Source organism: Amycolatopsis sp. NPDC101161 (genome assembly GCF_044768185.1).
Taxonomy (GTDB): domain Bacteria; phylum Actinomycetota; class Actinomycetes; order Mycobacteriales; family Pseudonocardiaceae; genus Amycolatopsis.
In genome coordinates this window covers 1,692,510-1,718,464 of record NZ_JBIWPI010000002.1, presented here as the reverse complement: position 1 = coordinate 1,718,464, position 25,955 = coordinate 1,692,510, and the positions used below count along the sequence as shown (strand labels likewise).

The window sequence follows — 25,955 nt, the reverse complement described above, 5'->3', positions numbered from 1 at the left end:
AGTGTGACCGTGGTCGGCGGAACCGATCACCAGGGAGCACACCATGAAGGTCCTCGTCACCGGGGCCACCGGCAACACCGGCCGGCACGTCGTCCGCGGACTCCTCGACCGGGGCGACGATGTCCGGGTCCTCGTCCGCGATCCGGCCAAAGCCGCCGGAGGAGAAGTCGTTCAAGGCGACATCAGGGACAACGCCGAGGCCGCCGAAGGGGTCGATGCCGTCTACCTCGTCTGGCCCTTCTACTCCTCCGAAGGAATCGACAAAGCCCTAAAACCCTTCAAAGACAAGAAAATCGTCTACGTCTCGTCGGCGGCCGCCGAGGATGGCGGGTTCTGGGGTGATGTCGAAGACGCCGTCAAAAACGTCACCGATGACTGGACCTTCCTCCGCATCACCGGACTCGCCACCAACACCCTCGGCTGGGTCAAGCAAGCCGAAAGCGGCAAGGTCCGAGCCCCTTACGGACAAGCCAAACGTTCCCTCGTCCACGAAAAAGACGTCGCCGACATGGCGATCAAAGCCTTCACCGAAGACCACGCGAAACAGATCTACCTCGTGACCGGACCGGAAGCCCTGACCCAGGCCGACCAAGTGAAGATCATCGGGCAAGCGATGGGAAAGCCCGTCCGCTGGGAAGAACAGCTCGAGCAGGAAGCGATAACGCAACTGGGCGAGGAATTCGCGAAGAGCGCCCTGCCTTACTGGGCCTCGCTCGTCGATGATCCGGAGCCCGTCTCGCTCGACGTTCCGAGAGTCACCGGGCACCCCGCGCGGTCCTTCGAGGAATGGGCGCGGGAACGGTTCAGCTGAGCTCGACCGCCGGTGCCGTCAGCGGCTCCAGTTCCGCCGCCAATGTGGACAACGACGCGACCTGCGCGGACACCGTCCGGAGCACCGCTGTGCAGGTCGAACTGACCGTGCTCACCACCTCGGCCGAACGGTCGCCCGCCAGGACTGCCGTTACCGATGTGGCGGCCGCCGAGGCCAGCTCGCACACCTGCGTCGCTGTCGAGACCGCCAATGCGTCCAGCTCCGAGGCGATCCGGGCGCCCAGCGCCGCCGTCGCCGCGGCTGCTCGGGCCGCGGCGCCGTACTGACCGTCCACTGTGTCCGCCCAGATGCCGAACGTCTCCGCGCTGCCGCCCGTCTCCGCGTGCTCGACGCCCGCTCGGAACTCCGCCGATGCCGACGTCACCAGCAACGCGCCCGCGTCGACCGCCGAAGCGGACGTGCTGATCGACGTCGGTGCGCAGTCCAGGTGGCGCAGGGCCGCTACCGGGTCCGGGGCGCCGATGCGGCCGGCTGCCTCGCGCAACGACGCCAGCGAAGCGGCCGCCGACGTCAACGCCGGGTGCTCGAACACCGGAGACGTCACGGCGCCACCGCGATGCGGCCGCGGAAGCCGGTGCTACGGGTGCTCTCCGCCGCCATGCGCAGGCGGCCGGCCAGGTCGGACGTCGCGTCGCCGAGGACGCGCGCGTCCGCCTCGCGGGCCGCCAGTGCCGCTGACCAGCGGGCCGCCAGCTCGCGGGCCTGCGCCGAGATGCCGAACGGCGTCGAGTCGACGCGGGCCTCGGCGAACCTCCCCGCTGCCTTGTCGTCGGCGGCCGTCGCCTGGTCCAGCAGGTCGGCTGCAGTGCGGAGCCGATCAGGCCTCTTTGCGGGGGTCCGGGTGGCGGAGCCCCCGGCCCCGGAGCGCAGCTCCGGGACGGCACTGTCGATCCGCGAGCCTCTGCCTTCCGGCATGGGGACCTCCGTCGTCCAAGGGCGCTCACCCGATCGTGGAAGATCTTGCCTCATGCCCCCGAGCCGCCCGCATCGCGGTGACCAGCGGCGTTGACCGTGTTCCACCAAGTGGACGTCTTGACCGCAGGGCGGGAGGAAGAACACCATGAGCGCATGCCCGCCACCTCGGAAAGCACGCCTGTCCGGTGGCACGGCCGCGCCTCCAAGCGGTCGGTCGGGGAAGGCACCGTGGAGCTCCTGCTGCGCCGCGGCCGCCTGGGCTCGCCCCCTGCCTGACGCGAGCCCGGCGTCCGAACCCTCCCGAAAACCCTTGGAGCACAACCATGTCCGTAGACCTGCCTGCCCGCATCCAGCTGCGGGAAGCCGTCACACCCCCGGACGGCCTCCTCGAAGGCCCGCGCGTCCTGCGCCGGAGCGGAAGCGAACCGTACGAACTCCTCCGAATCCGCCCGCTTGGCCGGCTGATCGGCGCGGAGATCGACGGCGTCGACCTGCGCGAGCCGCTCACGCCCGAGCTGCGTGAGGAGCTCAACCGCGCCCTGCTCGAGTGGAAGGTGCTCTTCTTCCGCGACCAGGACATCACGTCGGCGCAGCAGCGCGCGTTCGCCGCGAACTGGGGTGAGCTGGAGACCAACCCGTTCATCCCGAAGGGTGACGACGACGCCGTCACGCGCTTCGAGCGCACCGCCGCCATGCCCGGCTACGAGAACATCTGGCACGTCGACGTCACCTGGCGGCCCAACCCGGCGCTCGGCTCGGTGCTGCGGCTGATCGAGGTGCCGCCCGTCGGCGGCGACACGCTGTGGGCCGACATGGCCGCCGCCTACGACAACCTGCCCGAAGACGTCCGCGCCCGCATCGACGGGCTCACCGCCGTCCACGACTACCTCCCCGGCTTCGACCGGTTCTCCGATCCCGCGCTGCTCGCGCAGTGGCAGGACGAGTTCCCGCCGGTCGAGCACCCGGTGGTCCGGACGCACCCGGAGACCGGGCGGCGCACCCTGTTCGTCAACCAGGCGTTCACCACGCACATCGTCGGCCTGGACCGCGACGAGAGCGACCGGCTGCTGCGGTACCTGTTCCTGCAGGCCCACACGCCGGAGTTCCAGGTCCGGTTCAGCTGGCGGCCGAATTCGGTGGCCTTCTGGGACAACCGCGCCACGCAGCACTACGCGGTCAACGACTACCACCCGCACGTGCGGATCGCGGAGCGCGTCGCCATCGCGGGCGACCGGCCGTTCTGACCCTTAGCCTGGGGCCATGACCGATGAACCCCAGGCAGTGGTGACCGGTTTCCTGAAAGCCCTCGAAGACCTCGACGTGGACCGCGCGCTGACGTTCGCGGCGAGCGACATCGTGTACCAGAACGTGCCGTTGCCGCCCGCCCGCGGCGTCGCCGCGGTCGAGAAGCAGCTGCGTCTGATGGCCCGCTTCGGGTCCGGGTTCGAAGCGCGGACGCACCACATCGCCTCGGACGGCAACGTCGTGCTCACCGAACGCACCGACGTGCTGCGCCGCGGCGCGTGGGAAGCGGAGTTCTGGGTGTGCGGCACGTTCGAGGTCGAAGCCGGCCGGATCGTGCTCTGGCGCGACTACTTCGACTGGACGACGGTGCTGGCCGCGAGCGCGAAGGGCGCCGGGCGGGTCGCGCTCGCCGGTGCGCGGACGCTTCTCGGCCGCTACAAGGCGAAGCAGGCTGTGCGCTAGACCCGGTGTTCGCCGCGGTCGTGGTCCCGAAGGTCCACGACCGCGGCTATCCCCAGCACCAGCACGAACACGCAACTGAGAACAATCAGCCCCCACATGATGGTTCTCCCTCCCCCACGTGTTCGTGCTGGTCGAGAGCTGTCGAGGAGTGGTCTGTGCCACTTTTCCGGCGGCTCTCGCAGACCGTACCGCCGCTTCACGCGGGTTGTTCCCGGTCTTAGGGAGCATTTAAGGCAGATGCGCCGGATGGGTGACAGGAGCACCGCGTCCTGTAACAGCTCGCACGCGATCAGTTATGTGCCAACGCTTACCGATGCTATTCCGTCCCGGATGGAGACGGACGTCGAGCGCCGGGCCGAAAGATCCGCGACGTACTGCAGGACTTTGCCCGCTTCGTCCCCCGCGAGCGGTACGCACTCGTTGTCGGCGTTGCGCCGCACCGGGATCAGCTCGAGGCGGGGTTCGTCGCCGAACATGCAGCCGGCCAGCAGCCCGTCGACGTGGCGGCCGCGCATCGCCGGCCAGTCGAAGACGAGGTTGCCGAGGCTGTAGAGGATCGGACGGCCACGGTAGACCTCGACGGCTTGGATCGTGTGCGGCCCGTGCCCGGCGACGAGGTCGGCGCCCGCGTCGATCGCCGCGCGGCCGTAGGCGACCTGGTACTCGGCCAGTTCGGCGCCCGGCAGGCCCCAGTGCATCGAGACGACGACGTGGTCGTGGGCGGCCTTGGCCTGCTTGACGTCGGCGACGAGCCGGTCGAGGTGCTCGGGCAGGGGTGTCGTGCGGACCAGCGGCGGCCGGCCCGGGATCTCCGCGACGCGCGGATCGGGCTGGTAAGCCGTGGTCGCAAACGCTTGCGCAACGCCGGGAAAGTCCAGATGCGAGCCGTAGGGGCGAAGTGACGTGTACGCGAGGAAGGCGACCTGCTCCCCGGCCCGTTCGAGCACCGCGGGCGCGTGCGCGGCGGCGAGGTCCGGGCCCGCGCCGCAGTGCGCGATCCCGGCGTGGTCGAGGACCGGGAGGGTGGTCAGCACCGTGAGGTCGTTGGCGCACGAGACGACGTCGATGCCGCCCGACGTCAGCGCTTCGGCCATCGCCGCGTCGAGGGGGCCTTCGAGGTTCGCGAACCGGACGTCGGCGCCCTTGAGCAGCGGTTCCAGCCGCTCGAACGCCGTTGACGGCGTCGCGCGGCCCTGAACATTGACGTCTCCGCCGAGTACCAGCGTGATCACGAAACCTGCTCTGCCGAACGAGTGACGACGAAAGTAGTTGTTACGAATCGTTGCATCTTTGTCTTCCTCCTCCTCACTTGCCCGGGGGACTATGCCACGACTGTTCAAGCACAAAGGGGACTCAGGGTGACCAAGACCCACAGAGGCAAGGCCGCGCTCACCGCGGCCGTCGCGTCCGGCCTCGTACTCGGTGGCGTGGCCGCACCGGCCGCGCTCGCCGCGCCGAGCGCCGACGCGGTGATCGCCGAGGTCTACGGCGGTGGCGGCAACTCCGGCGCCACGTTGACCAACGACTTCGTCGAGCTCGCCAACCACGGTACTGCGGCCGCGAGCGTGGACGGATTCAGCGTCCAGTACCTGTCCGGCTCGCCGAGCGCGTCCAGCACGTGGCAGGTGACGCAGCTGGCCGGCAGCGTCGCGCCCGGTGGGCGTTACCTCGTCGCCGAGGGCAAGGGCAGCGGTGGCACCGTCGCGCTGCCCACCCCGGACGCGACCGGCGCGATCGCGATGTCCGCGACCGCGGGCACGATCGCCCTCGTCTCCGGCACCACCGCGCTGACCTGCAAGACCGCTGCGGACTGCGCCGCCGAGCCCCGGATCAAGGACCTCGTCGGCTTCGGTGCGGCGACCGTGCGCGAAGGCGCCCCGACGGCCGCGCCGTCCAACACGACGTCCGTCGCGCGCGCCGCGTCGCTCGCCGACACCGACGACAACGCCACCGACTTCACCGTCGGCGACCCGACCCCGACGAACACCAAGGGCGAGACGACCGGCGGCGGCACCCCCGGCGACCCGGGAACCCCGGCGAAGATCCACGAGATCCAGGGCACCACGCGCATTTCGCCGTTCAAGGACAAGAAGGTCAGCGACGTCACCGGCGTCGTGACGGCGACCCGCACCTTCGGCTCCTCGCGCGGCTTCTGGCTCACCGACCCGAACCCCGACAACGACCCGCGCACCAGCGAGGGCCTGTTCGTGTTCACCGGTTCGACCAGCCCGGCCGTCGCGGTCGGCGACGCGGTGACCGCGGCCGGCACCGTCCGCGAGTTCTACCCGGACGCGCCGGCGACGTCGAACTACCAGTCGCTCACCGAGCTGAGCAGTGCACAGTGGACGGTCGGCTCGCACGGGAACGCGCTGCCCGCGCCGACCGTGCTGAACCCCGACACCGTGCCGACGACGTACGCGCCGTCGCCCGGCGGCAACATCGAGCCGCTCACTTTGGAGCCCACCAAGTACGCGCTGGACTTCTGGGAGTCGCACGAGAGCGAGATCGTCCAGATCAGCGACGCCCGGGTCGTCGGCCCGTCGAACTCGTTCAACGAGCTGTACGTGACGTCCAAGCCGGACCAGCACGAGTCGGTCCGCGGCGGCAGCGTCTACCTGGGCTACGACCAGCTCAACAGCGGCGTCATGAAGGTTTCGTCGCTGATCCCGTTCGACCAGCGGCCGTTCCCGAAGCTCAACGTCGGCGACGTGCTGACCGGCACCACCTCGGGCCCGGTCGAGTACAGCAACTTCGGCGGCTACACGCTGTTCGCCAGCGTGCTGGGCACCGAAAAGGACAACGGGCTGCAGGCCGAGACCACGCGCAAGCAGCGCTCGGGCGAGCTCGCCGTCGCGACCTACAACGTCGAGAACCTGGCGCCGAGTGACCCGCAGGCGAAGTACGACCGGCTCGGCGAGGCGATCGTGACGCACCTCGCGACGCCGGACATCGTGAACCTGGAAGAGATCCAGGACAACACGGGCGCGACCGACGACGGGACCGTCGCAGCGGACCAGACGCTGCAGAAGTTCACCGACGCCATCGTCGCCAAGGGAGGCCCGCGCTACCAGTGGCGCTCGATCGACCCGGTGAACGACCAGGACGGCGGCCAGCCGGGTGGCAACATCCGCGTGGCGTTCCTGTTCAACCCGGCGCGGGTGTCCTTCGTGGACCGTCCGGGTGGGACGTCGACGACCCCGGTCGGGGTCGTCCGCGAGCACGGGAAGACGCACCTGACGGCGTCGCCGGGCCGCGTCGACCCGGCGAACGACGCCTGGACGTCCAGCCGCAAGCCGCTGGCCGGCGAGTTCGTCTTCAAGGGCCGCACGGTGTTCGTGATCGCCAACCACTTCAACTCCAAGGGCGGCGACCAGCCGACGCACGGCCGCTTCCAGCCGCCGGTGCGCAGTTCCGAGGTGCAGCGGGCGAAGCAGGCGACGGTGCTGCGCGGGTTCGTCGACTCCCTGCTGGCGTCGGACAAGAGCGCGAACATCGTCGTGGCCGGTGACCTGAACGACTACCCGTTCTCGCCGGCGGTCCAGACGCTCACCGCCGGTGGCGCGCTGAAGGACCTGATCGCGTCGGTGCCGGAAGCCGAGCGGTACAGCTACGTGTTCGAGGGCCAGTCGCAGGTGCTGGACCACATCCTGGCGTCGACGGCGCCGCGCGGGGTGGACTACGACGTCGTCCACATCAACGCGGAGTTCGCCGACCAGGCCAGCGACCACGACCCGCAGGTGGTCCGGTTCCGGCCGGGCTCGGGGAACGCGATCCAGGACGGGCTCAACGACCTGCTCGACTACCTGGAGCAGCTGCTGGACAAGTACTTCCCGTAAGCCAATACCCGGAAAGGCCACCGTCGGGCGTTTTGCCCCGATGGTGGCCTTTTCCGTGCCTGCTCCAATGGGTGACTATGGAACCACGCAGCGTGGACGGCCGTCTCACCACGGACGGACCACAGGGGAGGGTGTGTGGACGGGTATGCGGTGAAGGTCGACGAGCTGGGCAAGCTCATCGGCGACCTCGACACGGCGGCGGGCCGGATGGCCGACGCCAACCGGAAGCTGGGCGGTGGCGGGGCGTTCGGCTCGCTGGGCACGGCCGGCTTGGGCCAGGCGGGCGTCGAGTTCGAGCAGGCCTGGGGGTACGGCATCGGGCGGCTCGGCGACGCGGCTTCGGACATCACCGAGCGGCTGAAGCAGGCGAAGGCGAAGTACGAGCAGATCGAGGCGGAGTTCGGCGAGGGGTTGTCGAAGTTCGGCGCCGAAGTGCTGGGTCCCGTCGACGACGGGCAGACCGGCGGCCGGCGGGGGACGTACCCGGGGGTCGGACAGCCGATCGGCGACGTGCTCGGCGACGACGGCATGGTCGGCGGCGGCGCGACGGGCGGCATCCCGGGCCTCCTGGACGGACTGGACCGATGAGCACCCGCGACTTCCCGGCCCTGGGCTTCGACCCCGCGCCGGGCGACCTCGACGGCGTCGCCGACCTGGCCGGCAAGTACCGCGCGGTGAGCACCGACCTCACGGAGGCCGATGACGCGCTGCGGCAGATCGTCCGGAAGCAGGGCATCTGGCAGGGCGAGGCGAGCGAGGCGTTCGCCCGCCGCATCGGCCCGCTGCCGCAGTACCTCGAGGGCGCGGCGAGGTCGATGGGCTCGGCGGCCGACGCACTCGAAAAGTGGTCCCACGGCCTAGGTGACCTGCAGAAACGGGCAGCGGACCTGGAGGCCCGCGCCGAGGCGGCGGCGAAGGCGGCCGAAGCGGCGCGGGCGAACCCGGACCTGGGGCTGGCGAACCGGACGTTCCCGGACGAGCAGTCATTGCAGATCGCCCAGCGGCTGCTGGACAACGCGGGCCACCAGCTCCAGACCGCGATCGACGGCTGCCAGAACGTCCAGGACGCGGCGAAGCAGCTCCAGCAGGAGCACGCGGAGGCGGCGGGCCGGGTCGCGGAGGCGCTGCGGAAGGCGAAGGAGCTGGCGCCGGAGGAGCCGGACGTCCTCGACAAGCTGAGCGACGCCGTCGGCGGGGCACTTGTCGACTTGTCGAACACCCTCGCCGATGGGGTGGACCAGGCTTGGGACTTCGTCCAGGACCACGCCGAGGTGATCTCGAAGGTCTCCGACGTGGTCGGTGACCTCGGCAACATGCTCGGGATCGTCAGCGACGCGGTCCCCGATCCAGCCGGCATGATCGTGAGCGGGATAGCCACCGGCCTGGGGGTCATGGCACTGGAGGGCCACGCGACGGCGAAACTCGCGGGTGCCGACGTAGCGCCCGAAACCCTCGCGTTCGACGCTCTCGGTGCGGCCACGTCGCTCGTGGGCGTGATCCCGATGGTGCCGGATTCCGCGGCGAAGGCGATGACCTTCGCCGGATACGGATTGCTGGGGGAACAAGCGGGCGGAGAACTCGCCGCCGATGCCATGGGCAAGAAGTTCGAGGGACCGATCGGCGACTTCAACAACTACTGGGTGCCGAAGAGCGCCGCGCAGGTAGTCGAGATGAGGCTCTCGTGGGCGGGCGTCGCGGCTTGGAACGCCATGGACGCCGGGGAGCAGGCCGACAACGCGCCGGAGCGGCGTCGTGCGCGGGCGGAAGACGAGGTGTGGAACTGATGCCTCTGCAGATCGATCTGCCGCCCGGGTTCGCCGGGATGCCGGTGGGCGCCGACGACAAGATGAACCGCGGTTACGCGTGGACCGTCGCCGAGAACGCGGCGGCCGGGGCCGGGAAGTCCGTCGAGGAGTTCGGCAGCTACCTGATGGCCCTGGTGCCCACCATGCAGGCCAACGGCATCCGCGTCTTCGGCAAGTTCGCCGTCGGTCCTCGTCAGGGAGACGTCGCCACCCTGACGCTCGGCGTGGCGCACTGGCCGGAAACCCCGCCGGGGAACCGCGAGGCGCTCGTGGCGGCCTTGGCCGAGCAGTACCGGAGCCGGCACAAATGCGCGGTCGTGCAGCCGGTGCGCCTTCCGATCGGACCGGCGATCGTCGCCATCAGCGGGGGCGAGTTCCACCTGCCCGGCCAGGACGCGCGGCCCCAGCTCAAAGCGGAGTACCAGATCCCGCTCCCCGACGGCCGGTCGGTGGTGATCCTGACGGCGGTGGCGGAGTCGGAGGAAGCCTGGCCGGCGATCGCCGAAGCGACGGCGAAGGTCGCCTGGAGCCTCCGCAGTCAGGACCTGTCGTGACCGGCGTCGATGTGATCGGCGCGGTCACGATGGGCGGCTTGGTCGCCACCGGCCTGACCATGACCATCGTCCGCATAGTCCGTTCGACGAAACCGCGGGAGAAGCAGATGGCGCGGCTGGCCGCGGAGCTGGACGGCCGGAACCAGGTGTATCTCCGCATGATCGAAAACGGTCTCGCCGAGCAAGATCTCGCCTGGGTCGCGGGCACCCGCGGCTACAGCGTGATCGTCCACCGGTCCTTCAAGTGCTACGAGTTCGTCTACACGCCGCACCAGCCGGGGAGGATCGCATGAGCGACAACGCGCAGCTGATCGAGGAAATGCGTTGGCAGCTCAAGCAGATCGAAGACCGCAAGGCCGAAAACCAGCGTCTCCTGGCCGGCATCGCGGGGAGCGGCCACACAACCGTCGTCTCGCCGGATCGGTCCGTCACGGTCCTCGCCGGGCCCGGGGGTGTCGTCAGCGAGGTGCGGCTCGCGCCCGAGGCCATGCGGTTCGACGCCGTCACGCTGAGCCGGACCATCACCGCCGCCGTCCGGGAAGCCGTGGCCGCCGGGGTCAAGCCGGCGCCGGTCCCGCAGCGGCAACCACCGCAGCCCCAACGCAAACCGGCCCCGGCCGACGACGAGCCCTATGACACCGTCTACGACCTCTAGGCCGGCGGCTGGTCTCCCCGCTTCGACGCCGCCCGCTTGGCGCGCCAGCCCAACGCGAGTACCGCCTGCACCAGCTCCTGGTAACTGGGCTTGACCTCCTCGAGGTACCGCTCCAGGTACGCCGGGCGGGCCGTCGCGATCGGGTGGGGCTCGTCGCCCGGGTCCAGCCACAGCAGGCCCTGGATGTTGTGCAGCGCCATCTTCCACCAGCGCGTCGCGCGCTCGGCCGCTCGCCGCTCGCGTTCGGTCGCCGCCTCGATCGCGGCCTGGGCTTCCTCGATCTCCGCTTCCAGCGCCTCCGCGCGCTGGAGTTCCCAGTCGCGCAGGTTCTCCGCCGAGCCGCGGGACAGGGCGATGATTTCCTTGTACCGCATGGCCGCGGTGGCGCCGTCGTCGGTCACTGGAGGTTCTCCGGGCGCTGGAACGGGATGATCACTTCGGGGGCGCCGTGGGTCGTGCGGTCGAAGAACAACGCGCGGCCCGGACGCGGCGACCAGTGCACCACCTGGCCGGCCGCGAACGGCGAAAGCTCGTTGCCCTGGACGTCGAGCGCCGCCCACGTGCCGATGTCGTCGGTGCCGGCGAACCCGAGCGTGTCCTTCAGCCGGGCGATGCTGCGCCACCAGCCGATCGTGTGGATGCCGTGCCCCGGCCCCTGTTTCAGCACCACACGCAGGTGGTCGAGGCCGCTCTTCAGCTGCCCCACGGCCTTCGTCTCCAACGCCGGCAGGGCCGCGTCGACGCCGTACAGGAGCAGGATCTTCGCGCCGCCCGACATCGAGCCCGTCATCGACTCGAGCACGCCGGTCAGGTCGTCGACCAGCGTCGCCGCGTGGCCGTCCGCGCGCAGGCGCTCGGTCAGCTCCAGCGCGGCCGGGGCGCACGCCTCGATCGGGCAGCTCAGCAGGAACTCGACCTCGCCGGGTTCGTACTGCCGGGACAGCGAGCGCGCCGCCGAGTCCATGATGGACAGTGCTTCCGCCGTCGCCGACCCGAGCACCGCGACGTTGCGGCCCGGCGCCCGCGGCAGGTCCACCCCGCACGCCGTCTCGGTCACGTCGATCGACTGGCCGAGCAGCGCCCGCGGCTTCGAGTTCGTCTTGAGGTCGAGGTACGCCGGGAACTGTTCCAGCACCGGCGAATGCGCGCCGTCGAACAGGCGCGGCCGCGGGAAGTACCCCGCGTACGCCTCCCACAGCCGGTGCTGCAGCCGGACGAAGACGTTCTTGCTGCTCGCGTCCGGGATGTGCGCCAGCTGGTTGCCGTGCGCGACGCCGGAGTCGTGGTTGATCACCGCGTGCCACTTCGGCGCCGACACCGCCGCGTTGTTCGTCTCGGCCAGCACGCGCCGCGCCTTCGGCATCGCGATGCGCAGCGTGCACTGCTCGAACACCGCCGGCTTGCCCCAGAACGCCTCGATGCCGGCGACGTCCTGGCTGGCCAGCACCAGGTGGATGCCCTGCGACCGGCCACGCCGCGCGATGTCCTCCAGCAGCTGGGTCGCCGCCGCCGTCACCTGGTCGCGGCCCGCGAACAGGTACTGGAACTCGTCGATCACCGCGACGATCCGCGGCCAGTGCCCGCCCGGGTCGGCTTCGCGCAGGTCGGCGAGGTTGGTGACCTCGTGCTCCTTCGCGGCCGCGGACCGGCGCCGCAGCTCGTCGGCCAGGAACCGCAGCAGCGCCAGGCCGAACTCGCGGTCGGTGTTGACGTTGACGCCGACGAGCCGCGCGTGCGGCAGCCAGCTCGCGTCCTTGCGCCCCGGCGCCAGCCCGGCGAACGAGACGCCTTCCTTGAAGTCCAGCAGGTACAGCGCCAGCTCGTCCGGGGTGTACCGCGCCGCGAGGCTGCCGAGCAGCGCGTACAGGAAGTTCGTCTTGCCCGAACCGGACGGTCCGCCGATCAGGGCGTGCGGGCTCGCGTCGCCGATGACGACCTCGACCGGCTCGCCCTCGAAGAACCCGACCGGCGCCCGGAGTTCCCGCGCGGAGCTTTCGTGCCCGATCTCGGCCGGGAGCAGATCGTCGAACGACCGTGGCCCGCCCTGCTTGGCGATCAGCGCCTCCGCGATCTTGGAGACGGCGCGGATCACCTGTCCCGACGGCAGCGGCGGGTCGAGCGCGACGGTCAGGTCGGTCCCGGTCATGCTGCTGATCGCGTGCCGGTCGTCGATGAGGCTCAGCGTCTCGACGGGCGCGCTCACCGCCGTCGGCACGTCGACCATGATCAGGCAGATCCCGGCAGCCAGCGCGCCGCTCGCGACGCGCTTGAGGTCGCGGGCGCGTTCCGGTTCGAGGGTTTCGCCGTTGCCGTACAGCACGACGACGCGGTACGGCTCGCTCCGCTGCCCGGTCTTCTGCCGCATTTCCCGCAACGACGTGTACCCGGCGGACATGCAGCTGGCGTGGATGCGGCGGATGTGCCCGGCCAGCTCGTCGAGGAGGTCCTCGAGCCGGCCCGGGTCGTACAGCGAAAGCGCGCTCGTGCGGCTGAGCGGGTAGAGGTCGGGCAGGATCGCGGTCAGCTGCCCGATGTCCCACAGGTGCACGCGCACCGCGCCGGCTTCGAACGTCGAAAGCACGCGGAGCAGCAGGTTCTGCACAATACCGTCGATGGTGGGCCGCGTCTTCGGCGCCGACGTGATCGCCAGGTGCGACTCGTCGAGGAGCGGCACGGCGACGTCGAACGTACGGGTGGCGTCACTGCCCGCGGCCGTCGCGGATCCGACGCGCCACAGGCCGGGCGAGGTGAGGCCGGCGTTGTGGCCGACGCGCCCGAGCCACTCGCCCGGCGGCAGCCCGGCCGGGCCCGGCGCGTTCTGCGAGACGAGCTCGCGCAGCATCGACGGACCTTGGCTCCAGTCGGTGTAGAAAGCGCTTCGCGCACTCCCGAGCGCGCCGAAGACTTCGTGCGCCGCCGGGTGCCGGGACCACTCGTTCTGCTGCTCGGTGGTGGCGTGGTTCATGCCCACCTTGACGATGGCGCGTTCCAGCTCGAGCTTCGCGAGGTCGGCCTCCGCGGCTTGGCGCGCACCGGCCGCCGCGCCCAGCACCAGTCCGATCTGGTGGCGTACCCGGTCGAGCGCGGTTTCGACGCGGTTGCGTTGTTCGGCTGCCCTGTTGGCCATCGGCGTCCCCAAAAACGGTGTCCCCTGCAAGGATTACAAACGCGACCGGTATCCGCTCACCAGATCTTCCGCGGAGGCCAGGCGGCCGAGGAGCTGGTCCAGCCCCTCGCCGGCCTGTGCGTACTGCGAAGGGAGCCAGGGATCGGCCTTGGCCTGGGCGTCCACGAGAGCCTGTCGCGCTTCCCCGAGCAGGCTGGTGGCGCGCTCGGAGTGGGCTCGCGCGTCGGCGAGCCCGGTGACGACAGCGGTGAGCAGCTGGTGGAGTTCGGCGAGCGTCATCCCGCTAGAGACGCGCCGAGTAGGAGTCGGCGGAGGAAATGCTCGCTTGGACGGTGCTCTGCAGACCGTTGATGCCCTGCAGGGCTTCCGCGAGCAGACCGTGGGCCTGGCTCACTTCGTGCTGGCTGCTGCCTTGGGTCGCCTGCGACAGCGACTGCTGCGCTTCTTCGAGAGACTGCGCTGCTTGTTGCAGAGCGGCGATGCTCGCGGACGCCTTTTCGTTGGCGAGAGCGATGCCAGCGCGGATCTCTTCGACTCCGGCCATCGGGCCTCATACTCCTCGGAATCGGGGTGGTTGAGAGGGGGACTTCCATTGAAACAGATCCAACGACTGAGCGTGATCATCTGATTGTGCGGAGTGATCGCGATTGCTGAATCGACAAGGCCCCGGACGTGGGAACGTCCGGGGCCAGACCGATCACGGTGTGTGCTGGGGGTGGCCCGGCACCACAACCGCGCGCGAAACGTCGTTGGCCAGCGCTGTCGCAGGTCAGAGCGGTTTTCGTGCCACTGCTGGCCTTTCTGGAAGCGTCGGGCTTGGTTCGGGGTGAGACTAGCGCGACCGGAGCAGCGGGCTGCGATCAGCCCCGCCGGTAACTCCCTGTGGACGCACGAATTTGTCCGTCAGTCTGTCGAAGACATTTCACCTTCTGGCCGGTGGCTTGCTCCGACCGGCGGCACGGCACTAGGCGGTTCGCCCCGGAACGACGAAACGCCGGGCGCGTGGCCCGGCGTCTCGACTGTTCAACGGCGGAGGATACAGGATTCGAACCTGCGAGGGCGTGAACCCAACACGCTTTCCAAGCGTGCGCCTTAGGCCGCTCGGCCAATCCTCCGCGGGAGACGATACCGGATGGCTCCGCTCTCCCGTGCAGGTGGGTCAGCTCGTGACGTCGGCCACCACGCAGGTGATGTTGTCCGGGCCGCCGCCTTCGTTGGCCAGGCGGATCAGCTCCGGGATGACGTCCGCCGGGTCGGGGATCGAGTCCAGGACGTCGCGCATGGTCGCTTCGGTGACCGGGCCGCTCAGGCCGTCCGAACACAGCAAGTACCGGTCGCCCGGCTTCGCCTTGAACGTCCAGATGTCGGGCTGGCTGGACCCGGTCGTCTGCAACGCTTTCATCAGCAGCGAGCGTCGCGGGTGGGTCGCCGCGTCTTCGGCCGCGACCCGGCCGTCCTCGACCAGCGCCTGCACCAGTGTGTGGTCGCGGGTCAGCCGGCGCAGGTCGCCCTTGCGCAGCAGGTAGCCGCGGGAGTCGCCGATGTGGGCCGCGGCGAACTCGGCGCCGTCGAACATCAGCGCCGTCAGCGTGGTGCCCATGCCTTCGGTCGTCGGCTCGTTGGACGCGACCTCCGCCAGTCGCTCGTCGATCGACTTGACCACGCCGGTCAGCGTCGCCGCCAGGTCGACGTCCGCGAGGTCCATTCTCCGGAGGTCGACGTCGAGCTCGCGCAGCACGTCGACCGCGGTCGCGCTGGCGACTTCGCCGTGCGGCTGGCCGCCGATGCCGTCGGCGACGGCGAGCAGGCGGGAACTCGCGTACAGCGAGTCCTCGTTGACCTTGCGGCGCCTGCCCACGTCCGACCCCGCGGCGTACCGGAGGACGTACCGATCGTGTGTCATGCCACCCATGAAAGCATTGGTTGACTGAGTTCACAAGCAACTCGGCTGAATGGAGCACCCTCCGATAGAGTGCCCGCCATGGACGACGACGCCACGGTCAGCGCGGCCGACATCGCGCGGCTCGCCGGGGTCGGCCGGGCCGCCGTGAGCAACTGGCGCCGTCGCTACCCGGACTTCCCGCCGCCGGTCGGCGGCACGGCGTCCAGCCCGTTGTTCGGCCTGTCCGCGGTCGCCGGCTGGTTCCGCGCCCGCGGCAAGAAGTTCGAGCTGTCCGCCGGCGAACGCGCGTGGCAGCGCCTGCGCGCGCTGGGCGACGACCTCGACCTGGCCGAGCGCGTGAGCCGCGCCGGCGTCTTCTTCGCCTTCCAGGCGGGCGTCCTCGACACGTTCGACAGCCGGCTCGACGACCCCGAGCTGATCACCCTGCTCAGCGAGATGACGCACCGGGCGGGCCCGCTCGAGTCCTTCGAACTGTTGTGCCGCCGGTACTTCGAGGCGCATTCGCGGCGGTTGTCGGCCACGCCGGAGCCGGTCGCCGAGCTGATGGCCCGGCTCGCCGGTCCGGTGTCGACGATCCTCGACCCCGCCTGCGGCTTCGGCGCGCTCGCGCTGGCGAGCGGCGCGAAAACCGTGCTGGCCCAGGACAGCGACCCGATGACGGCCTCGATCGCGACGATGCGGCTGCGGTTGCGCGGCATCGAAGCCGAGGTTCACGCGGTCGACGCGTTGCGCGAAGACGCTTTCGCGGGCCGGACCGCCGAAGCCGTGTTGTGCGATCCGCCGTTCAACGAGCGGGCCTGGGGGCACGACGAGCTCGTCGGCGACGCGCGCTGGGAGTACGGCCTGCCGCCGCGGGGCGAACCCGAGCTCGCCTGGGTGCAGCACTGCCTCGCGCACGTCGAACCCGGTGGGACGGTGGCGATCCTGATGCCGGGCGCGGCGGCCGGGCGGCGCAGCGGCAAACGCATCCGCGGCAACCTGCTGCGCGCGGGCGCGGTCCGCGCGGTCGTCACGCTGACGTCGGCGGGGCCCGACCTCTGGCTGCTGCGGCGGCCGGTGCCCGGGCAGCGCCCGCCGTCCACCGTGCTACTAGCCGAGGCGGGCGACGATCTGTCCACAGTGGACGAACTGTGGCGGGAGTTCTTCGAGCGTCCCGAATCCGGCGTCCGGATCATCGACCTCCTCGACGACGACGTCGACCTCACGCCGTCCCGGCGCCGCGGCCGCGACGAGGACCTCGGCCAGGCTTTCCAGGTGGTGCACGGCAGGTTCGCCGAACTGGCGCCTCGGCTGCCGCCGCTAGAAGCGGCCGACGGCGAACCGGCGTTCACGACGATCGGCGAACTGGTCAAGTCCGGCGTCGTCGAGGTCAAGCACGCCGCTCGCACCGACGGCGAGCACCCGATCGCCGAAGATGGCGACGTCGTCGCGTCCGTGACCGGGATCGCGTACGTCCACAGTGGAGTGTCGGCGCCGGTGGGGGCCGGCCTCACCGTGTACCGCGTCGACGCGAACCGGCTGGACGCGGACTTCCTGGCCGGCTGCCTGCGCGCGGCCGACCTGCCCGCCGCGTCGGCGTCGACGCGGATCGACGGCAGGCGCGTGCGGATCCCGCGCGTGGCGATCGACGTCCAGCGCGAGTACGGCGAGGTCTTCCGGCGCCTGGCCGAGTTCGACACCGTCCTGCGCCAGACGGCGGAAACGGGCCGCGAGCTGGTCCGGCTAGGCTTCGCTGGACTTGTCGAGGGACGGCTCAGGCCGGGCCGTTAGGGGAACGGATGCTGATCGCCGACCGCTACGAGCTCGACGAGCTGCCGCTCGGCCGCGGCGGGATGGGCGCGGTGCACGGCGGGCACGACCGCAGGCTCGGCCGGCGCGTGGCGATCAAGCTGCTCAGGCTGCCGGGTCGCGACGAGGAGCTCGAAGCCCGCTTCGCCCGCGAAGCGCGGATCTTGGCGACGCTCGACCACCCCGGCGTACCGACGTTGTACGACTACGGCACCCACGACGACCGGTTGTTCCAGGTCATGCAGTTCGTCGACGGTGTGACGGTGGCCGATCTGCTCGCCGAGCACGGGCCGCTGCCGGTGGCGTGGGCCGCGGCGATCGCGGCGCAGGCGTGCGCGGTGCTGGCCGCCGCGCACGCGCTCGCGGTGTGCCACCGGGATCTCAAGCCGTCCAACCTGATGCTCGGGCCCGACGGCGGGGTCAAGGTGATGGACTTCGGGCTCGCGGTGCTGCGCGAAGCGGACGCCGCGCAGTTCACGCGCGCCGGCCAGCTGCTGGGGACGCCGTCGTACATGGCGCCGGAGCAGATCCAGCGCGGCGGCGCGGAACCGCGCAGCGACCTCTACGCGCTGGGCTGTGTGCTGCACGAGATGCTCACCGGGCGGCGGCTCTTCGACGGGCCCACCGCGTACGCCGTGTTCGAGCGGCAGGTCAAGGAGCTCCCGCCGCCGGTGCCCGGGGTGCCGAAGCCGCTCAACGCGTTGCTCGCCGAGATGCTGGCGAAGGACCCGGAAGCCCGGCCGCCGGGCGCGGCCGTGCTGTACGAGCGGCTGGGCGCGTTCGTCGGCGCGCTGCCGCCGCTGCCGGGGTTCCTGGTGCCGCCTTCGGTGCCGAGCCCGGGCCGGATGTACGCGCGGATGCTGGGGCGCGTCAGCGGCTGAGCGCCGCCGGCCGCCGGTCGGCGAGCGGCAGGCCGCGCTGCTGGACGCGGTAGTAGGTCGTGGCGTTCTGCACGGCGATGCTGACGCCGATGGTGAGCGCGATCGACGCGGAGGTCAGCGGCCCGGCGATGCCGAGCGCGGTGCCCAGCGCGACGAGCCCGACCCGCACACCGATCGTGAGTACCCACAGCCCGACGGTGATGGCCGAGCCCTTCTGGAAGGTCGTGCCGTCGCGCTCGGTGAGCGTGGTGGTGGTGCTGCGCAGGACGCCGAGCCCGGCGAGCACGACGAGGTCGACGGCGAGCAGCCCGAGTTCGGCGGCCGAGGCGCCGGGGAGCGCTTTCGCGCAGAGGTAGCCCCCGACGGCGACCAGGACCAGCGGCATGACCGTCAGTGTCCGGCGGTCGAGCAGCGTGCCGCGGACCTGCCTGTAGACGACCCGGTAGAGGACGTAGGCGACGATGGCCACGTAGAGCAGGACGTTCGCGGCGCTGGGCATTTCGGGGCTCCTTGGTTGGCGAGGTGCCTCCAGCTTCGGCGAACGGCGGGCGGGTTTCGTCGGCGTGGGGATCGGGGCTGGGTTGATCCGGAGGTCAACCCAGGGGTTGAGGCGCTTCTGCCCAAATCGTGACCTTTCCGGACGAACCTCGACCGGGTGACCCCCGTCTTTACGGGTGTCCACAAGCGATGATCGAACAACTGGGGGTTACGGATCGTGAAGAGGCTTTTGGCGGGAGCGGCCGCGCTGGCCACCGCGTTCGTGCTGGCCGCGTGCTCCGGGGGTGGGGCGGCGACGCCGAACGCCGGGGGCGGGGCCGTCGCCGCGGCCGGGACCGGGGGTGGGACGCCGACCACGTCGAGCAGCAGCGCCGCCCCCACCACGACGACGACCAGTGCCACCCCGACTCCGACGCCGTCCACCACCAAGCCGGCGCCGACCACCAGCGCGAAGCCGAAGCCGAAGCCCAAGCCGGCCGCTCCGGCGAGTGACCCCGGCGTTCCGTGCGCGGCCGCCGCGGCTTCGGCCGGGACCGCCGCCTGCGTCGACCTCTCCGCGCACAAGGCGTGGATCCTGCAGGGCGGCAAGGTCGTCTACGGGCCGGTGCCGATGCTGCCGGGCCGCAAGGGGTACGCGACCCCGACCGGCACGTTCCACGTGCTGTCGAAGGAGAAGGTGCACCTGTCGAAGGAGTTCGACAACGCGCCGATGCCGAACTCGGTCTTCTTCTACCCGGGCGACGCCTTCCACACCGGCAGCCTCTCGGTCTACTCGCACGGCTGCATCCACCTGTCGGCGGGCGCGTCCCTGAAGTTCTTCAACACCTTGCACATCGGTGATGTCGTCCAGGTCGTTCCGTAACCGGTTCCGGACAGTTACGGACAGTAGATCACAGTAAGGTAAATTCACTCAGCCGAGTGCAACTGGCCCCCCTGTTCAGGCGATAAGTGATCGCTTGGGAAGGGGGGCCAAATGGCCTTGGGAAAGCTCAGAGCACTACGCCACGCCTTCGTGGCGGCGGTGCTGACCGGCGCGCTTCTGCCCGTCGTGTCCACTGGGGAAGCGGCAGCGGCGACCACGCTGCCGGCGGGATTCGTCCTGCAGGACACCGCCACCGGCACGGGGCAGTACCAGCTCACCGACTTCGCGTACCTGCCGGACCAGTCCGTCCTCGCCACGGCGAAGAACGGCCGCGTCCAGTGGGTCCCGACGAGCGGGGCACCGCGGACCATCGCGACGCTGCCGACCCGCGAGATCAGTGACATCGGGCTGGTCGGGCTGGCCGTCGCACCGGACTACGCGACGTCGCACACGATCTACACCACGCGCTCGCTGAACGTCGGAACCGGCTTCGTCATGCGGCTTTCGAAGTTCACCGTGGGCCTGGACGCGGCCGGGGCGCCCGCGTCGCTGGCCGGCGAGCAGACGCTGTTCGAGGTGCCGGGCATCTCCGAAGTCCACGGCATCAACGGCATCATCCCCGCCGCCGACGGCACGCTGTGGCTGTCCATCGGGGACAACGGCGACTTCACGAAGGTGGACGCGGGCTCGCTGCGTTCGCAGGACATCAACCAGCCGTACGGCAAGATCTTCCACCTGGCCGCCGACGGCAAGGGCGTGCCGGGCAACCCGTACTACGACGCGGCCAACCCGGCGTCGACCGCCAGCAAGGTCTTCGCACGCGGGTTCCGCAACCCGTTCCGGATGACCATCGACCAGAACTCCGGCCTGCCAGTCGTGGGTGACGTCGGCTGGAACACCTGGGAAGAGGTCGACGTCGTCCAGCGCGGGTCCAACCAGGGCTGGCCGTGCTGGGAAGGCAACCACGCGACCTCCGGCTACAGCACCCTCGCGGGCTGCGCCGGCGTGCCGAACCAGGCGCCGCTCTACGAGTACCAGCACGGTACCGGCCCCATGCAGGGCAACAGCGTCACCGGCGGGATCGTCTACAACGGATCCAGCTACCCGGCGTCCTACCGCGGCTCGTACTTCTTCGGTGACTACGTCGGCCAGAAGATCTGGACCCTGCGCTACGACGACCAGGGCAAGCTCACGCAGGCCCCGGAGAACCCGCCGGTCTTCACCGGCATCGGCGGCCCGGTCAAGTTCGCGGCGGCGCCCAACGGCGACATCGTCTTCGCCGACATCCTCAGCGGCAACCTGCGCCGGCTGAGCTACTCGGCGGGCAACACCGCGCCGGTCGCCAGGGCCACGACGACGACCGACCCGGACACCCGCACGGTGTCCTTCGACGGCTCGACGTCGGTCGACTACGACAACGACCTGCTGAAGTACGACTGGGACTTCGGAGACGGGACCACGGCGGCCGACGCCGGGCCCACCACCAGCCACCAGTACGCGGCCGGCACCGAGTCGTTCACCGCGAAGCTGACGGTCCGCGATCCGCTGGGGCTCACCGGCACGACCGACATCAAGGTCGCGCCCGGCAACCACACCCCACAGCTCACGCTGACCACGCCCGGCGACACCGCGACGTTCGCGGTCAACCAGCAGGTCGGCCTGAGCGCGACGGCGACCGACACCGAGGACGGGCCGCTCACGGTCAGCTGGACCAGCGCGGTCCGGCACTGCCCGAGCGAGGCGACCTGCCACGCGCACCCCGGCGCCGGCGGCACCGGGGCGAGCTTCTCGCAGCCGTTCACCGAGCACCCGGACTCCCGGATGGAGTTCACCGCGTCGGTGACTGACAGCGCGGGTGTCACCACGTCGAAGACGTACGTGGCCCGGCCGCGCCAGCACCGGATCACCCTGCTCAGCACGCAGCCCGCGGCGCTGAGCATCCCGGTCGAGGGCGGCGTCAACACCGCGCTGGTGACCGAGGGCGCCAGCTTCGACGTCGAGGCCTCGCCGCTGGGCACCGACGGCGTCTCGAAGTTCACCGGCTGGCAGGGCGGTCCCACGGACACCACGTGGGTCGTCACGGTCGGCACGAGCGACCTGACGCTGACGGCGAACTACGACACCCCGATCGACCAGCGCTACAACGCCGACGCGGCGTTGCGCGCGACGCTCGGGGCGCCGACGGCGGCCGAGGTCACCGACGGCGCGATCCACTACCGGACCTACGCCAACGGCCGCATGTACTGGGGTGCCGACACCGGAGCGAAGTACCTGACCGGCCCGGTGCTGGACAAGTACCTCGCCGTCGGCGGGCCCACCAAGCTCGGCCTGCCGACGAGCGACACCGCCCCCACGACGGACGGTGCGCAGTTCAGCAACTTCGTCCTCAACGGCAACGTGGGGTCGATCTACTACACCGCCGCGACTGGCGCGCACGCGATCTACGGTGAGATCCGGAAGAAGTGGGCGGCGCTCGGCTACGGCGCGCTGCTGGGCTACCCGACGAACGACGAAGACGGGACACCTGACGGCATCGGCCGCTTCAACCACTTCCTCAAGGGCAACAACGTCGGTTCGATCTACTACACGCCTTCGACGGGCGCGCACGCGATCTACGGCGAGATCCGGAAGAAGTGGGCGGCGCTCGGGTACGAGCGCGGTCTCGGCTACCCGACGAACGACGAGGACGGCACGCCGGACGGCATCGGCCGGTTCAACCACTTCAGCCTCGGCCACTCGATCTACTTCACGAACGCCACCGGCGCGCACGCGGTGAAGGGCGAGATCCGCAAGCGCTGGGCGGCGCTGGGCTGGGAGCGGTCATACCTGCGCTACCCGACGACGGACGAGTACGTGACGGGCGGGGTGTACCGCAGCGACTTCCAGGGCGGTTACATCACCTACACGCCGCAGACGGGAGCGGTCGACCGTCCTTGGTGACGGGTTCCCGCGGCAGCTGAACGAGGCTCAGGCCGTCTCCGGACCTCCGGGGGCGGCCTGAGCCGTTTCCGTGGAACCTCGCCGCCGGTCGCGCGTCTTGGTGGCAGAGAACGGGAACCACGGATTTCTGGGGGAACACATGCGCATTCGGCGCGCGCTGGCCGGTCTGTCCACTTTGGTCGTCGCGGCGGTCCTGACCGCCTGCTCGGCGGGGCAGACCGCCGACGTCCGGCTGGCGGCCGGAACGCCGTCCGCGGCTCCGTCCACTTCGCACCCCGCCACGACGTCGCCGGCGCCGGTTCCGACGATGGCGCCCGGCGTTCCGTGCACGATCACCGCGAAGGCCTGCGTTTCGCTTTCCGGCAAGCAGGCCTGGCTGCTCGACGAGGGCAAGATCGTCTACGGCCCGGTGAAGATCATGCCCGGCAAGAAGGGCAGCACCACTCCGGTGGGCACGTGGCACGTGCTCTACAAGGAAAAGCTGCACCTGAGCCGCGAGTTCGACAACGCGCCGATGCCGAACTCCGTGTTCTTCTACAACGGCGTCGCGTTCCACGAGGGCAGCCTGGGCAAGTACTCCAACGGCTGCGTGCACCTCTCGGCCGGGGCGTCGCTGAAGTTCTTCTCCTCGCTGGACAAGGGTGACGAGGTTCAGGTCATCCGTTGACCAGGTCCGCCGGCGTGGTGCCGGCCGACGTCAGCGGCAGCCCGAGCGCGACGCGCTCGGTGAGCCACGGGCTCGGCCGGTACCGCGGGTCCCCGGTGCTCGCGGCCAGGCCGCGCAGGATGCGCAGCACGATGTCGCCGCCCACCAGGTCGCCCCACTCCAGCGGGCCGCGCGGGTAGCCGAGGCCGAGCCGGACCGCCGTGTCGATGTCCGCCGGCGTCGCCAGGTGCTGGCCCGCGATGAAGCACGCCGTGTTGACGATCGAGGCCAGGAGCCGCTGGGCGATCGGGGCCGGGCCGTCGCGGACCACCGTCACCGGCCGGCCCGTCGCCGCCAGTGCGCCCCACGCCGCGCGCCCCGCCGCCGGGTCGAGTCCCGGGTGGACGGACATCGTCAGGCGCCTTTCGTAGCCGCCCAGGGGATCGACGCCCGCGACGCGGTCCAGCCGCAACCCGGCGCGGGTGCCCGCGTCCACTGTGGACTCGCCGTAGAGCGGGACGAGCAGGACCGTGTCCGGGTAAGCGTCCGACACCACCTGCACGCCGGCCGCGGACAGCACGCGGGCGAGGTGCTCGTCCGCCGTGAACACCGGGCTCGTCGGCTTCGGCGGCGCGGCCGGCTCGTCGGCGAGCTGCTGCTTCCCGTCGGCGTAGTCGTAGAAGCCCGAACCGTTCTTGCGCCCGAACAACCCGGCGGCGACCCGCGGGCGGGTCAGCCACGACGGGCGCAGGCGGGGGTCGCCGTGGAACCCGCTCCAGATGCTTTCCAGCACGGCGTGGGACACGTCGAGGCCGGTCAGGTCGAGCAGTTCGAACGGCCCGAGCTTCAGGCCGAGCGTTTCCCGCGCGACGCGGTCGACGTCGGCGGGCTCGGCCAGCGCCTCGGCGAGGATCTGCAGCGCCTCGGTGTTCAGGCCGCGGCCGGCGTGGTTGACCAGGAAGCCCGGCGCGTCCTTGGCCAGCACCGGTTCGTGGCCCCAGCTCCGGACCAGCTCGAGCGCCTCGCCGGGCAGCCAGTCGCGCGTGCGCGCGCCCGGAACCACCTCGACCAGGCGCATCAGCGGCACCGGGTTGAAGAAGTGCAGGCCGATAAGGCGCCCGGGGTCGGCGAGCTCGGCCGCGATCTCGGTGACCGACAGCGAGCTGGTGTTCGTCGCGAAGATCGTCTCTTGTGGACAGACGCGCTCGAGGCCGGCGAACAGGGCCCGCTTGGTCGCCAGGTCCTCCCGCACGGCCTCGATGACGACGTCGACGCCGTCCGCGGGCGCGTCGGGCGCGTCCACCGGCACGAGCCGCGCGCGCACCGCGGCCGGGTCGTCGAGCTTGCCCTTGGCGGCCAGCTTGTCCACCATCGCGCCGACGTGCTCGACCGCCTCGGCGACGGCCTCGCGGCGGACGTCGGCCAGCTCGACGGTCACCCCCGCGGTCGCGGCCAGCTGGACGATCCCGCGGCCCATCACCCCGGTGCCGATCACCCGGATCCTGCCGACCTTCCCGGCCCACCCCGTCACGTCACGCCCGCCTTCCGCCGTTGGACTCCCGCCCCAGCCTAGAGGCCGACGAACTCCGCCATCCGCTTCGCCGAGTGGGCGAAGAACGCGTCGGCCGGGTCGACGCTGCCGACGTACTGGCCGAACAGGTCGAAGCTGATCGCGCCGAACAGCTGGGTCCACGCCATCAGCAGCCGGGCCACGGTCTCGGGGCCGGCGACGATCCCGAGGGTCTTCGTGAGCACCTCCGCCTGGGTGCGCAGCTCGGGCGGGACCTCACCGTCTATGTTCCGCAGCTCGGTGTGCGTGAGCACCTTGACCAGGGCGAGCGCGACGCGGGCGGCCGGCACGACGGTGTCCTGCGGCGCCGCGTACCCGGGGATCGGCGAGCCGTAGATCAGCGCGTACTCGTGGGGGTGCGCGCGCGCCCAGTCGCGCGTTCCCTGCCAGATCGCCAGCCACCGGTCGCGGGGTGCGCCCTGGCCGGGGTCCGCCTTCTCGGCGGCTTCGCCGATCGCGTTGTAGGCGTCGACGATCAGGTCGGTCAGCAGCCGGTCGCGGCTGGGGAAGTACCGGTACAGCGCGGACGACACCATGCCCAGCTCCCGCGCCACCGCGCGCAGCGAAAGCCCGTGCGCGCCGACGTCGGCGAGCTGGCGGCGGGCCTCGTCCTTGATCTCCTGGGTGAGTTCGGCGCGGGCTCGTTCGCGCGCGGTCCGGGTCGCGGTCATGGGGATCAGTGTGCCACGACGAGAGCGGCGCACAAAATAGAGAGCGGTGCTCTTGACAGAGAGCGGCGCTCGGGTGTTCACTGCTCTTAACCGAGAGCACTGCTCTCCCAAACTTCCGGAGGACACCATGACCGCCGCCCGCTACATCGAGCCGAAGAAGGCCACCAACGCGTTCAACGAGGTCGTCGCCAAGCTGACGAACCTGGGCGTGAGCGTCTGGGGCAGCCGGGTGCTGACCGTCGTCGGGCGCAAGAGCGGCGAGCCGCGGTCGGTGCCGGTCAACCTGCTGACCGTCGACGGCGTCCGCTACCTCGTCGCCCCGCGTGGCGAGACGCAGTGGGTGCGCAACCTGCGCGTCGCCGGCGGAGGCACGCTTTGCGTCGGGAAGCGCGTCGAGGAGTTCACCTTCCGCGAGCTGGCCGACGACGAGAAGCCGGGCATCCTCCGCGCGTACCTCAAGCGCTGGAAGTTCGAGGTCGGCGTGTTCTTCGACGGCGTCGACGCGAAGGCGTCGGACGAGAAGCTGCGCGAGATCGCGCCGGGCTACCCGATCTTCGAGATCTTCACGAAGTAGGTTTGCGCCGCGTCAGGTTGGCCGCGACCAAGACCACGCCGACGAGGAACGCCGCCAGCCCGATCAGGAACCACAGCTTCTGGCCGGTCATGAAGCTGCCGGTGATCACGCCGATGCCCTGCAGCACCCAGACGGCGCCGACCAGCACGAGCACGACCCCGACCGCGAGGGTGATCCACCGCCTCATCGGG

At 70.6% G+C, this 25,955-nt stretch carries 27 protein-coding genes and 1 tRNA gene; 15 read left to right on the top strand and 13 right to left on the bottom strand.

Annotated elements, in window-relative coordinates; genetic code table 11:
* The first annotated feature begins 43 nt into the window (after nt 1-43).
* Complete coding sequence (locus ACIRSS_RS19485; RefSeq protein ID WP_400896604.1) at nt 44-811, top strand: SDR family oxidoreductase; 768 nt, start codon at nt 44-46, stop codon at nt 809-811.
* On the opposite strand, the gene ACIRSS_RS19480 is transcribed toward ACIRSS_RS19485, so the two are convergent.
* Nucleotides 804-1,376, bottom strand: a complete 573-nt coding sequence (locus ACIRSS_RS19480) for a hypothetical protein (protein WP_400896602.1) — start codon at nt 1,374-1,376, stop codon at nt 804-806. The genes ACIRSS_RS19485 and ACIRSS_RS19480 overlap by 8 nt on opposite strands.
* On the bottom strand, nt 1,373-1,747 hold the full coding sequence (locus ACIRSS_RS19475; RefSeq protein ID WP_400896600.1) for a hypothetical protein: 375 nt from the start codon (nt 1,745-1,747) through the stop codon (nt 1,373-1,375). Before ACIRSS_RS19475 ends, ACIRSS_RS19480 begins: the two co-directional genes overlap by 4 nt.
* A gap of 323 nt (nt 1,748-2,070) precedes the next feature.
* On the opposite strand from ACIRSS_RS19475, the gene ACIRSS_RS19470 reads away from it, so the two are divergent.
* Both ACIRSS_RS19470 and ACIRSS_RS19465 read left to right on the top strand, forming a co-directional pair.
* Nucleotides 2,071-2,991: a TauD/TfdA dioxygenase family protein gene (locus ACIRSS_RS19470; RefSeq protein WP_400896598.1), complete on the top strand. Its 921-nt coding sequence runs from the start codon at nt 2,071-2,073 to the stop codon at nt 2,989-2,991.
* A gap of 16 nt (nt 2,992-3,007) precedes the next feature.
* On the top strand, nt 3,008-3,454 hold the full coding sequence (locus ACIRSS_RS19465; protein ID WP_400896596.1) for a limonene-1,2-epoxide hydrolase family protein: 447 nt from the start codon (nt 3,008-3,010) through the stop codon (nt 3,452-3,454).
* A gap of 293 nt (nt 3,455-3,747) precedes the next feature.
* Here ACIRSS_RS19465 and ACIRSS_RS19460 read toward each other — a convergent pair whose 3' ends face one another.
* On the bottom strand, nt 3,748-4,686 hold the full coding sequence (locus ACIRSS_RS19460) for a CapA family protein (protein WP_400896594.1): 939 nt from the start codon (nt 4,684-4,686) through the stop codon (nt 3,748-3,750).
* A gap of 126 nt (nt 4,687-4,812) precedes the next feature.
* Between ACIRSS_RS19460 and ACIRSS_RS19455 the strand changes: the two genes are divergently transcribed.
* The 6 genes from ACIRSS_RS19455 to ACIRSS_RS19430 all read left to right on the top strand — a co-directional run bounded on the left by ACIRSS_RS19455 (nt 4,813) and on the right by ACIRSS_RS19430 (nt 10,304).
* Nucleotides 4,813-7,290 carry an endonuclease/exonuclease/phosphatase family protein gene (locus tag ACIRSS_RS19455; protein ID WP_400896592.1) on the top strand — a complete coding sequence of 826 codons (2,478 nt, stop codon included), beginning with the start codon at nt 4,813-4,815 and terminating at the stop codon, nt 7,288-7,290.
* A 135-nt stretch (nt 7,291-7,425) separates the two neighbouring features.
* Nucleotides 7,426-7,878, top strand: coding sequence for a hypothetical protein (locus ACIRSS_RS19450; protein ID WP_400896590.1), 453 nt, complete (start codon nt 7,426-7,428; stop codon nt 7,876-7,878).
* Nucleotides 7,875-9,074 carry a putative T7SS-secreted protein gene (locus ACIRSS_RS19445; RefSeq protein ID WP_400896588.1) on the top strand — a complete coding sequence of 400 codons (1,200 nt, stop codon included), beginning with the start codon at nt 7,875-7,877 and terminating at the stop codon, nt 9,072-9,074. The genes ACIRSS_RS19450 and ACIRSS_RS19445 overlap by 4 nt, the downstream gene beginning before the upstream one ends.
* Entirely contained in the window at nt 9,074-9,649 is a 576-nt protein-coding gene (locus ACIRSS_RS19440; protein ID WP_400896586.1) for a hypothetical protein, read from the top strand. The genes ACIRSS_RS19445 and ACIRSS_RS19440 overlap by 1 nt, the downstream gene beginning before the upstream one ends.
* Nucleotides 9,646-9,942, top strand: a complete 297-nt coding sequence (locus ACIRSS_RS19435; RefSeq protein WP_400896584.1) for a hypothetical protein — start codon at nt 9,646-9,648, stop codon at nt 9,940-9,942. Before ACIRSS_RS19440 ends, ACIRSS_RS19435 begins: the two co-directional genes overlap by 4 nt.
* Nucleotides 9,939-10,304 (top strand): YbaB/EbfC family DNA-binding protein, encoded by a 366-nt coding sequence (locus ACIRSS_RS19430; RefSeq protein ID WP_400896582.1) that lies wholly within the window; start codon nt 9,939-9,941, stop codon nt 10,302-10,304. Before ACIRSS_RS19435 ends, ACIRSS_RS19430 begins: the two co-directional genes overlap by 4 nt.
* On the opposite strand, the gene ACIRSS_RS19425 is transcribed toward ACIRSS_RS19430, so the two are convergent.
* The 6 genes from ACIRSS_RS19425 to ACIRSS_RS19400 form a co-directional block, all read right to left on the bottom strand.
* On the bottom strand, nt 10,301-10,705 hold the full coding sequence (locus ACIRSS_RS19425) for a hypothetical protein (RefSeq protein WP_400896580.1): 405 nt from the start codon (nt 10,703-10,705) through the stop codon (nt 10,301-10,303). The two genes, ACIRSS_RS19430 and ACIRSS_RS19425, sit on opposite strands and share 4 nt — an antisense overlap.
* Complete coding sequence (locus tag ACIRSS_RS19420) at nt 10,702-13,431, bottom strand: FtsK/SpoIIIE domain-containing protein (protein WP_400896578.1); 2,730 nt, start codon at nt 13,429-13,431, stop codon at nt 10,702-10,704. The genes ACIRSS_RS19425 and ACIRSS_RS19420 overlap by 4 nt, the downstream gene beginning before the upstream one ends.
* 33 nt (nt 13,432-13,464) lie before the next feature.
* Entirely contained in the window at nt 13,465-13,710 is a 246-nt protein-coding gene (locus ACIRSS_RS19415) for a hypothetical protein (RefSeq protein WP_086677304.1), read from the bottom strand.
* 4 nt (nt 13,711-13,714) lie between these two features.
* The gene (locus ACIRSS_RS19410) at nt 13,715-13,975 is read right to left on the bottom strand and encodes a hypothetical protein (RefSeq protein ID WP_086677306.1); all 261 of its coding nucleotides are present in this window, start codon (nt 13,973-13,975) and stop codon (nt 13,715-13,717) included.
* A gap of 486 nt (nt 13,976-14,461) precedes the next feature.
* Nucleotides 14,462-14,546 (bottom strand) — tRNA-Ser (locus ACIRSS_RS19405).
* A gap of 44 nt (nt 14,547-14,590) precedes the next feature.
* Nucleotides 14,591-15,334: a PP2C family protein-serine/threonine phosphatase gene (locus tag ACIRSS_RS19400; RefSeq protein WP_400896576.1), complete on the bottom strand. Its 744-nt coding sequence runs from the start codon at nt 15,332-15,334 to the stop codon at nt 14,591-14,593.
* A 78-nt stretch (nt 15,335-15,412) separates the two neighbouring features.
* Between ACIRSS_RS19400 and ACIRSS_RS19395 the strand changes: the two genes are divergently transcribed.
* A complete protein-coding gene (locus ACIRSS_RS19395) occupies nt 15,413-17,104 on the top strand; it encodes a class I SAM-dependent DNA methyltransferase (RefSeq protein WP_400896574.1) in 1,692 nt (563 codons plus the stop codon).
* A gap of 8 nt (nt 17,105-17,112) precedes the next feature.
* Nucleotides 17,113-18,003, top strand: coding sequence for a serine/threonine-protein kinase (locus ACIRSS_RS19390; protein ID WP_372671672.1), 891 nt, complete (start codon nt 17,113-17,115; stop codon nt 18,001-18,003).
* Here the strand turns inward: ACIRSS_RS19390 and ACIRSS_RS19385 are convergent.
* A complete protein-coding gene (locus ACIRSS_RS19385) occupies nt 17,993-18,502 on the bottom strand; it encodes a hypothetical protein (protein ID WP_400896572.1) in 510 nt (169 codons plus the stop codon). The two genes, ACIRSS_RS19390 and ACIRSS_RS19385, sit on opposite strands and share 11 nt — an antisense overlap.
* Nucleotides 18,503-18,718: 216 nt before the next feature.
* Between ACIRSS_RS19385 and ACIRSS_RS19380 the strand changes: the two genes are divergently transcribed.
* The 3 genes from ACIRSS_RS19380 (at nt 18,719) to ACIRSS_RS19370 (ending at nt 22,970) form a co-directional block, all read left to right on the top strand.
* Nucleotides 18,719-19,363, top strand: coding sequence for a L,D-transpeptidase (locus tag ACIRSS_RS19380; RefSeq protein ID WP_400896570.1), 645 nt, complete (start codon nt 18,719-18,721; stop codon nt 19,361-19,363).
* Between the two features lie 111 nt (nt 19,364-19,474).
* Nucleotides 19,475-22,303 (top strand): PQQ-dependent sugar dehydrogenase, encoded by a 2,829-nt coding sequence (locus tag ACIRSS_RS19375; RefSeq protein WP_400896568.1) that lies wholly within the window; start codon nt 19,475-19,477, stop codon nt 22,301-22,303.
* 139 nt (nt 22,304-22,442) lie between these two features.
* Nucleotides 22,443-22,970 (top strand): L,D-transpeptidase, encoded by a 528-nt coding sequence (locus ACIRSS_RS19370; protein ID WP_400896566.1) that lies wholly within the window; start codon nt 22,443-22,445, stop codon nt 22,968-22,970.
* Here the strand turns inward: ACIRSS_RS19370 and ACIRSS_RS19365 are convergent.
* Both ACIRSS_RS19365 and ACIRSS_RS19360 read right to left on the bottom strand, forming a co-directional pair.
* Nucleotides 22,960-24,480, bottom strand: a complete 1,521-nt coding sequence (locus ACIRSS_RS19365) for a 3-hydroxyacyl-CoA dehydrogenase (protein WP_400896564.1) — start codon at nt 24,478-24,480, stop codon at nt 22,960-22,962. The two genes, ACIRSS_RS19370 and ACIRSS_RS19365, sit on opposite strands and share 11 nt — an antisense overlap.
* Before the next feature lie 38 nt (nt 24,481-24,518).
* Nucleotides 24,519-25,190, bottom strand: a complete 672-nt coding sequence (locus ACIRSS_RS19360; protein ID WP_400896562.1) for a TetR/AcrR family transcriptional regulator — start codon at nt 25,188-25,190, stop codon at nt 24,519-24,521.
* A gap of 127 nt (nt 25,191-25,317) precedes the next feature.
* On the opposite strand from ACIRSS_RS19360, the gene ACIRSS_RS19355 reads away from it, so the two are divergent.
* Nucleotides 25,318-25,764 carry a nitroreductase family deazaflavin-dependent oxidoreductase gene (locus ACIRSS_RS19355; protein WP_400896560.1) on the top strand — a complete coding sequence of 149 codons (447 nt, stop codon included), beginning with the start codon at nt 25,318-25,320 and terminating at the stop codon, nt 25,762-25,764.
* Here the strand turns inward: ACIRSS_RS19355 and ACIRSS_RS19350 are convergent.
* The gene (locus ACIRSS_RS19350) at nt 25,754-25,951 is read right to left on the bottom strand and encodes a hypothetical protein (protein WP_400896558.1); all 198 of its coding nucleotides are present in this window, start codon (nt 25,949-25,951) and stop codon (nt 25,754-25,756) included. The genes ACIRSS_RS19355 and ACIRSS_RS19350 overlap by 11 nt on opposite strands.
* Between the last annotated feature and the right edge of the window lie 4 nt (nt 25,952-25,955).

Excerpts from the sequence above, each read along its gene's own strand:
- ACIRSS_RS19485 (WP_400896604.1), top strand. The coding sequence starts at position 44 with ATGAAGGTCCTCGTCACCGGGGCCACCGGCAACACCGGCCGGCACGTC.
- ACIRSS_RS19475 (WP_400896600.1), bottom strand. The coding sequence starts at position 1,747 with ATGCCGGAAGGCAGAGGCTCGCGGATCGACAGTGCCGTCCCGGAGCTG.
- ACIRSS_RS19470 (WP_400896598.1), top strand. The coding sequence starts at position 2,071 with ATGTCCGTAGACCTGCCTGCCCGCATCCAGCTGCGGGAAGCCGTCACA.
- ACIRSS_RS19465 (WP_400896596.1), top strand. The coding sequence starts at position 3,008 with ATGACCGATGAACCCCAGGCAGTGGTGACCGGTTTCCTGAAAGCCCTC.
- ACIRSS_RS19445 (WP_400896588.1), top strand. The coding sequence starts at position 7,875 with ATGAGCACCCGCGACTTCCCGGCCCTGGGCTTCGACCCCGCGCCGGGC.
- ACIRSS_RS19440 (WP_400896586.1), top strand. The coding sequence starts at position 9,074 with ATGCCTCTGCAGATCGATCTGCCGCCCGGGTTCGCCGGGATGCCGGTG.
- ACIRSS_RS19430 (WP_400896582.1), top strand. The coding sequence starts at position 9,939 with ATGAGCGACAACGCGCAGCTGATCGAGGAAATGCGTTGGCAGCTCAAG.
- ACIRSS_RS19420 (WP_400896578.1), bottom strand. The coding sequence starts at position 13,431 with ATGGCCAACAGGGCAGCCGAACAACGCAACCGCGTCGAAACCGCGCTC.
- ACIRSS_RS19415 (WP_086677304.1), bottom strand. The coding sequence starts at position 13,710 with ATGACGCTCGCCGAACTCCACCAGCTGCTCACCGCTGTCGTCACCGGG.
- ACIRSS_RS19410 (WP_086677306.1), bottom strand. The coding sequence starts at position 13,975 with ATGGCCGGAGTCGAAGAGATCCGCGCTGGCATCGCTCTCGCCAACGAA.
- ACIRSS_RS19400 (WP_400896576.1), bottom strand. The coding sequence starts at position 15,334 with ATGACACACGATCGGTACGTCCTCCGGTACGCCGCGGGGTCGGACGTG.
- ACIRSS_RS19395 (WP_400896574.1), top strand. The coding sequence starts at position 15,413 with ATGGACGACGACGCCACGGTCAGCGCGGCCGACATCGCGCGGCTCGCC.
- ACIRSS_RS19390 (WP_372671672.1), top strand. The coding sequence starts at position 17,113 with ATGCTGATCGCCGACCGCTACGAGCTCGACGAGCTGCCGCTCGGCCGC.
- ACIRSS_RS19385 (WP_400896572.1), bottom strand. The coding sequence starts at position 18,502 with ATGCCCAGCGCCGCGAACGTCCTGCTCTACGTGGCCATCGTCGCCTAC.
- ACIRSS_RS19375 (WP_400896568.1), top strand. The coding sequence starts at position 19,475 with ATGGCCTTGGGAAAGCTCAGAGCACTACGCCACGCCTTCGTGGCGGCG.
- ACIRSS_RS19370 (WP_400896566.1), top strand. The coding sequence starts at position 22,443 with ATGCGCATTCGGCGCGCGCTGGCCGGTCTGTCCACTTTGGTCGTCGCG.
- ACIRSS_RS19360 (WP_400896562.1), bottom strand. The coding sequence starts at position 25,190 with ATGACCGCGACCCGGACCGCGCGCGAACGAGCCCGCGCCGAACTCACC.
- ACIRSS_RS19355 (WP_400896560.1), top strand. The coding sequence starts at position 25,318 with ATGACCGCCGCCCGCTACATCGAGCCGAAGAAGGCCACCAACGCGTTC.
- ACIRSS_RS19350 (WP_400896558.1), bottom strand. The coding sequence starts at position 25,951 with ATGAGGCGGTGGATCACCCTCGCGGTCGGGGTCGTGCTCGTGCTGGTC.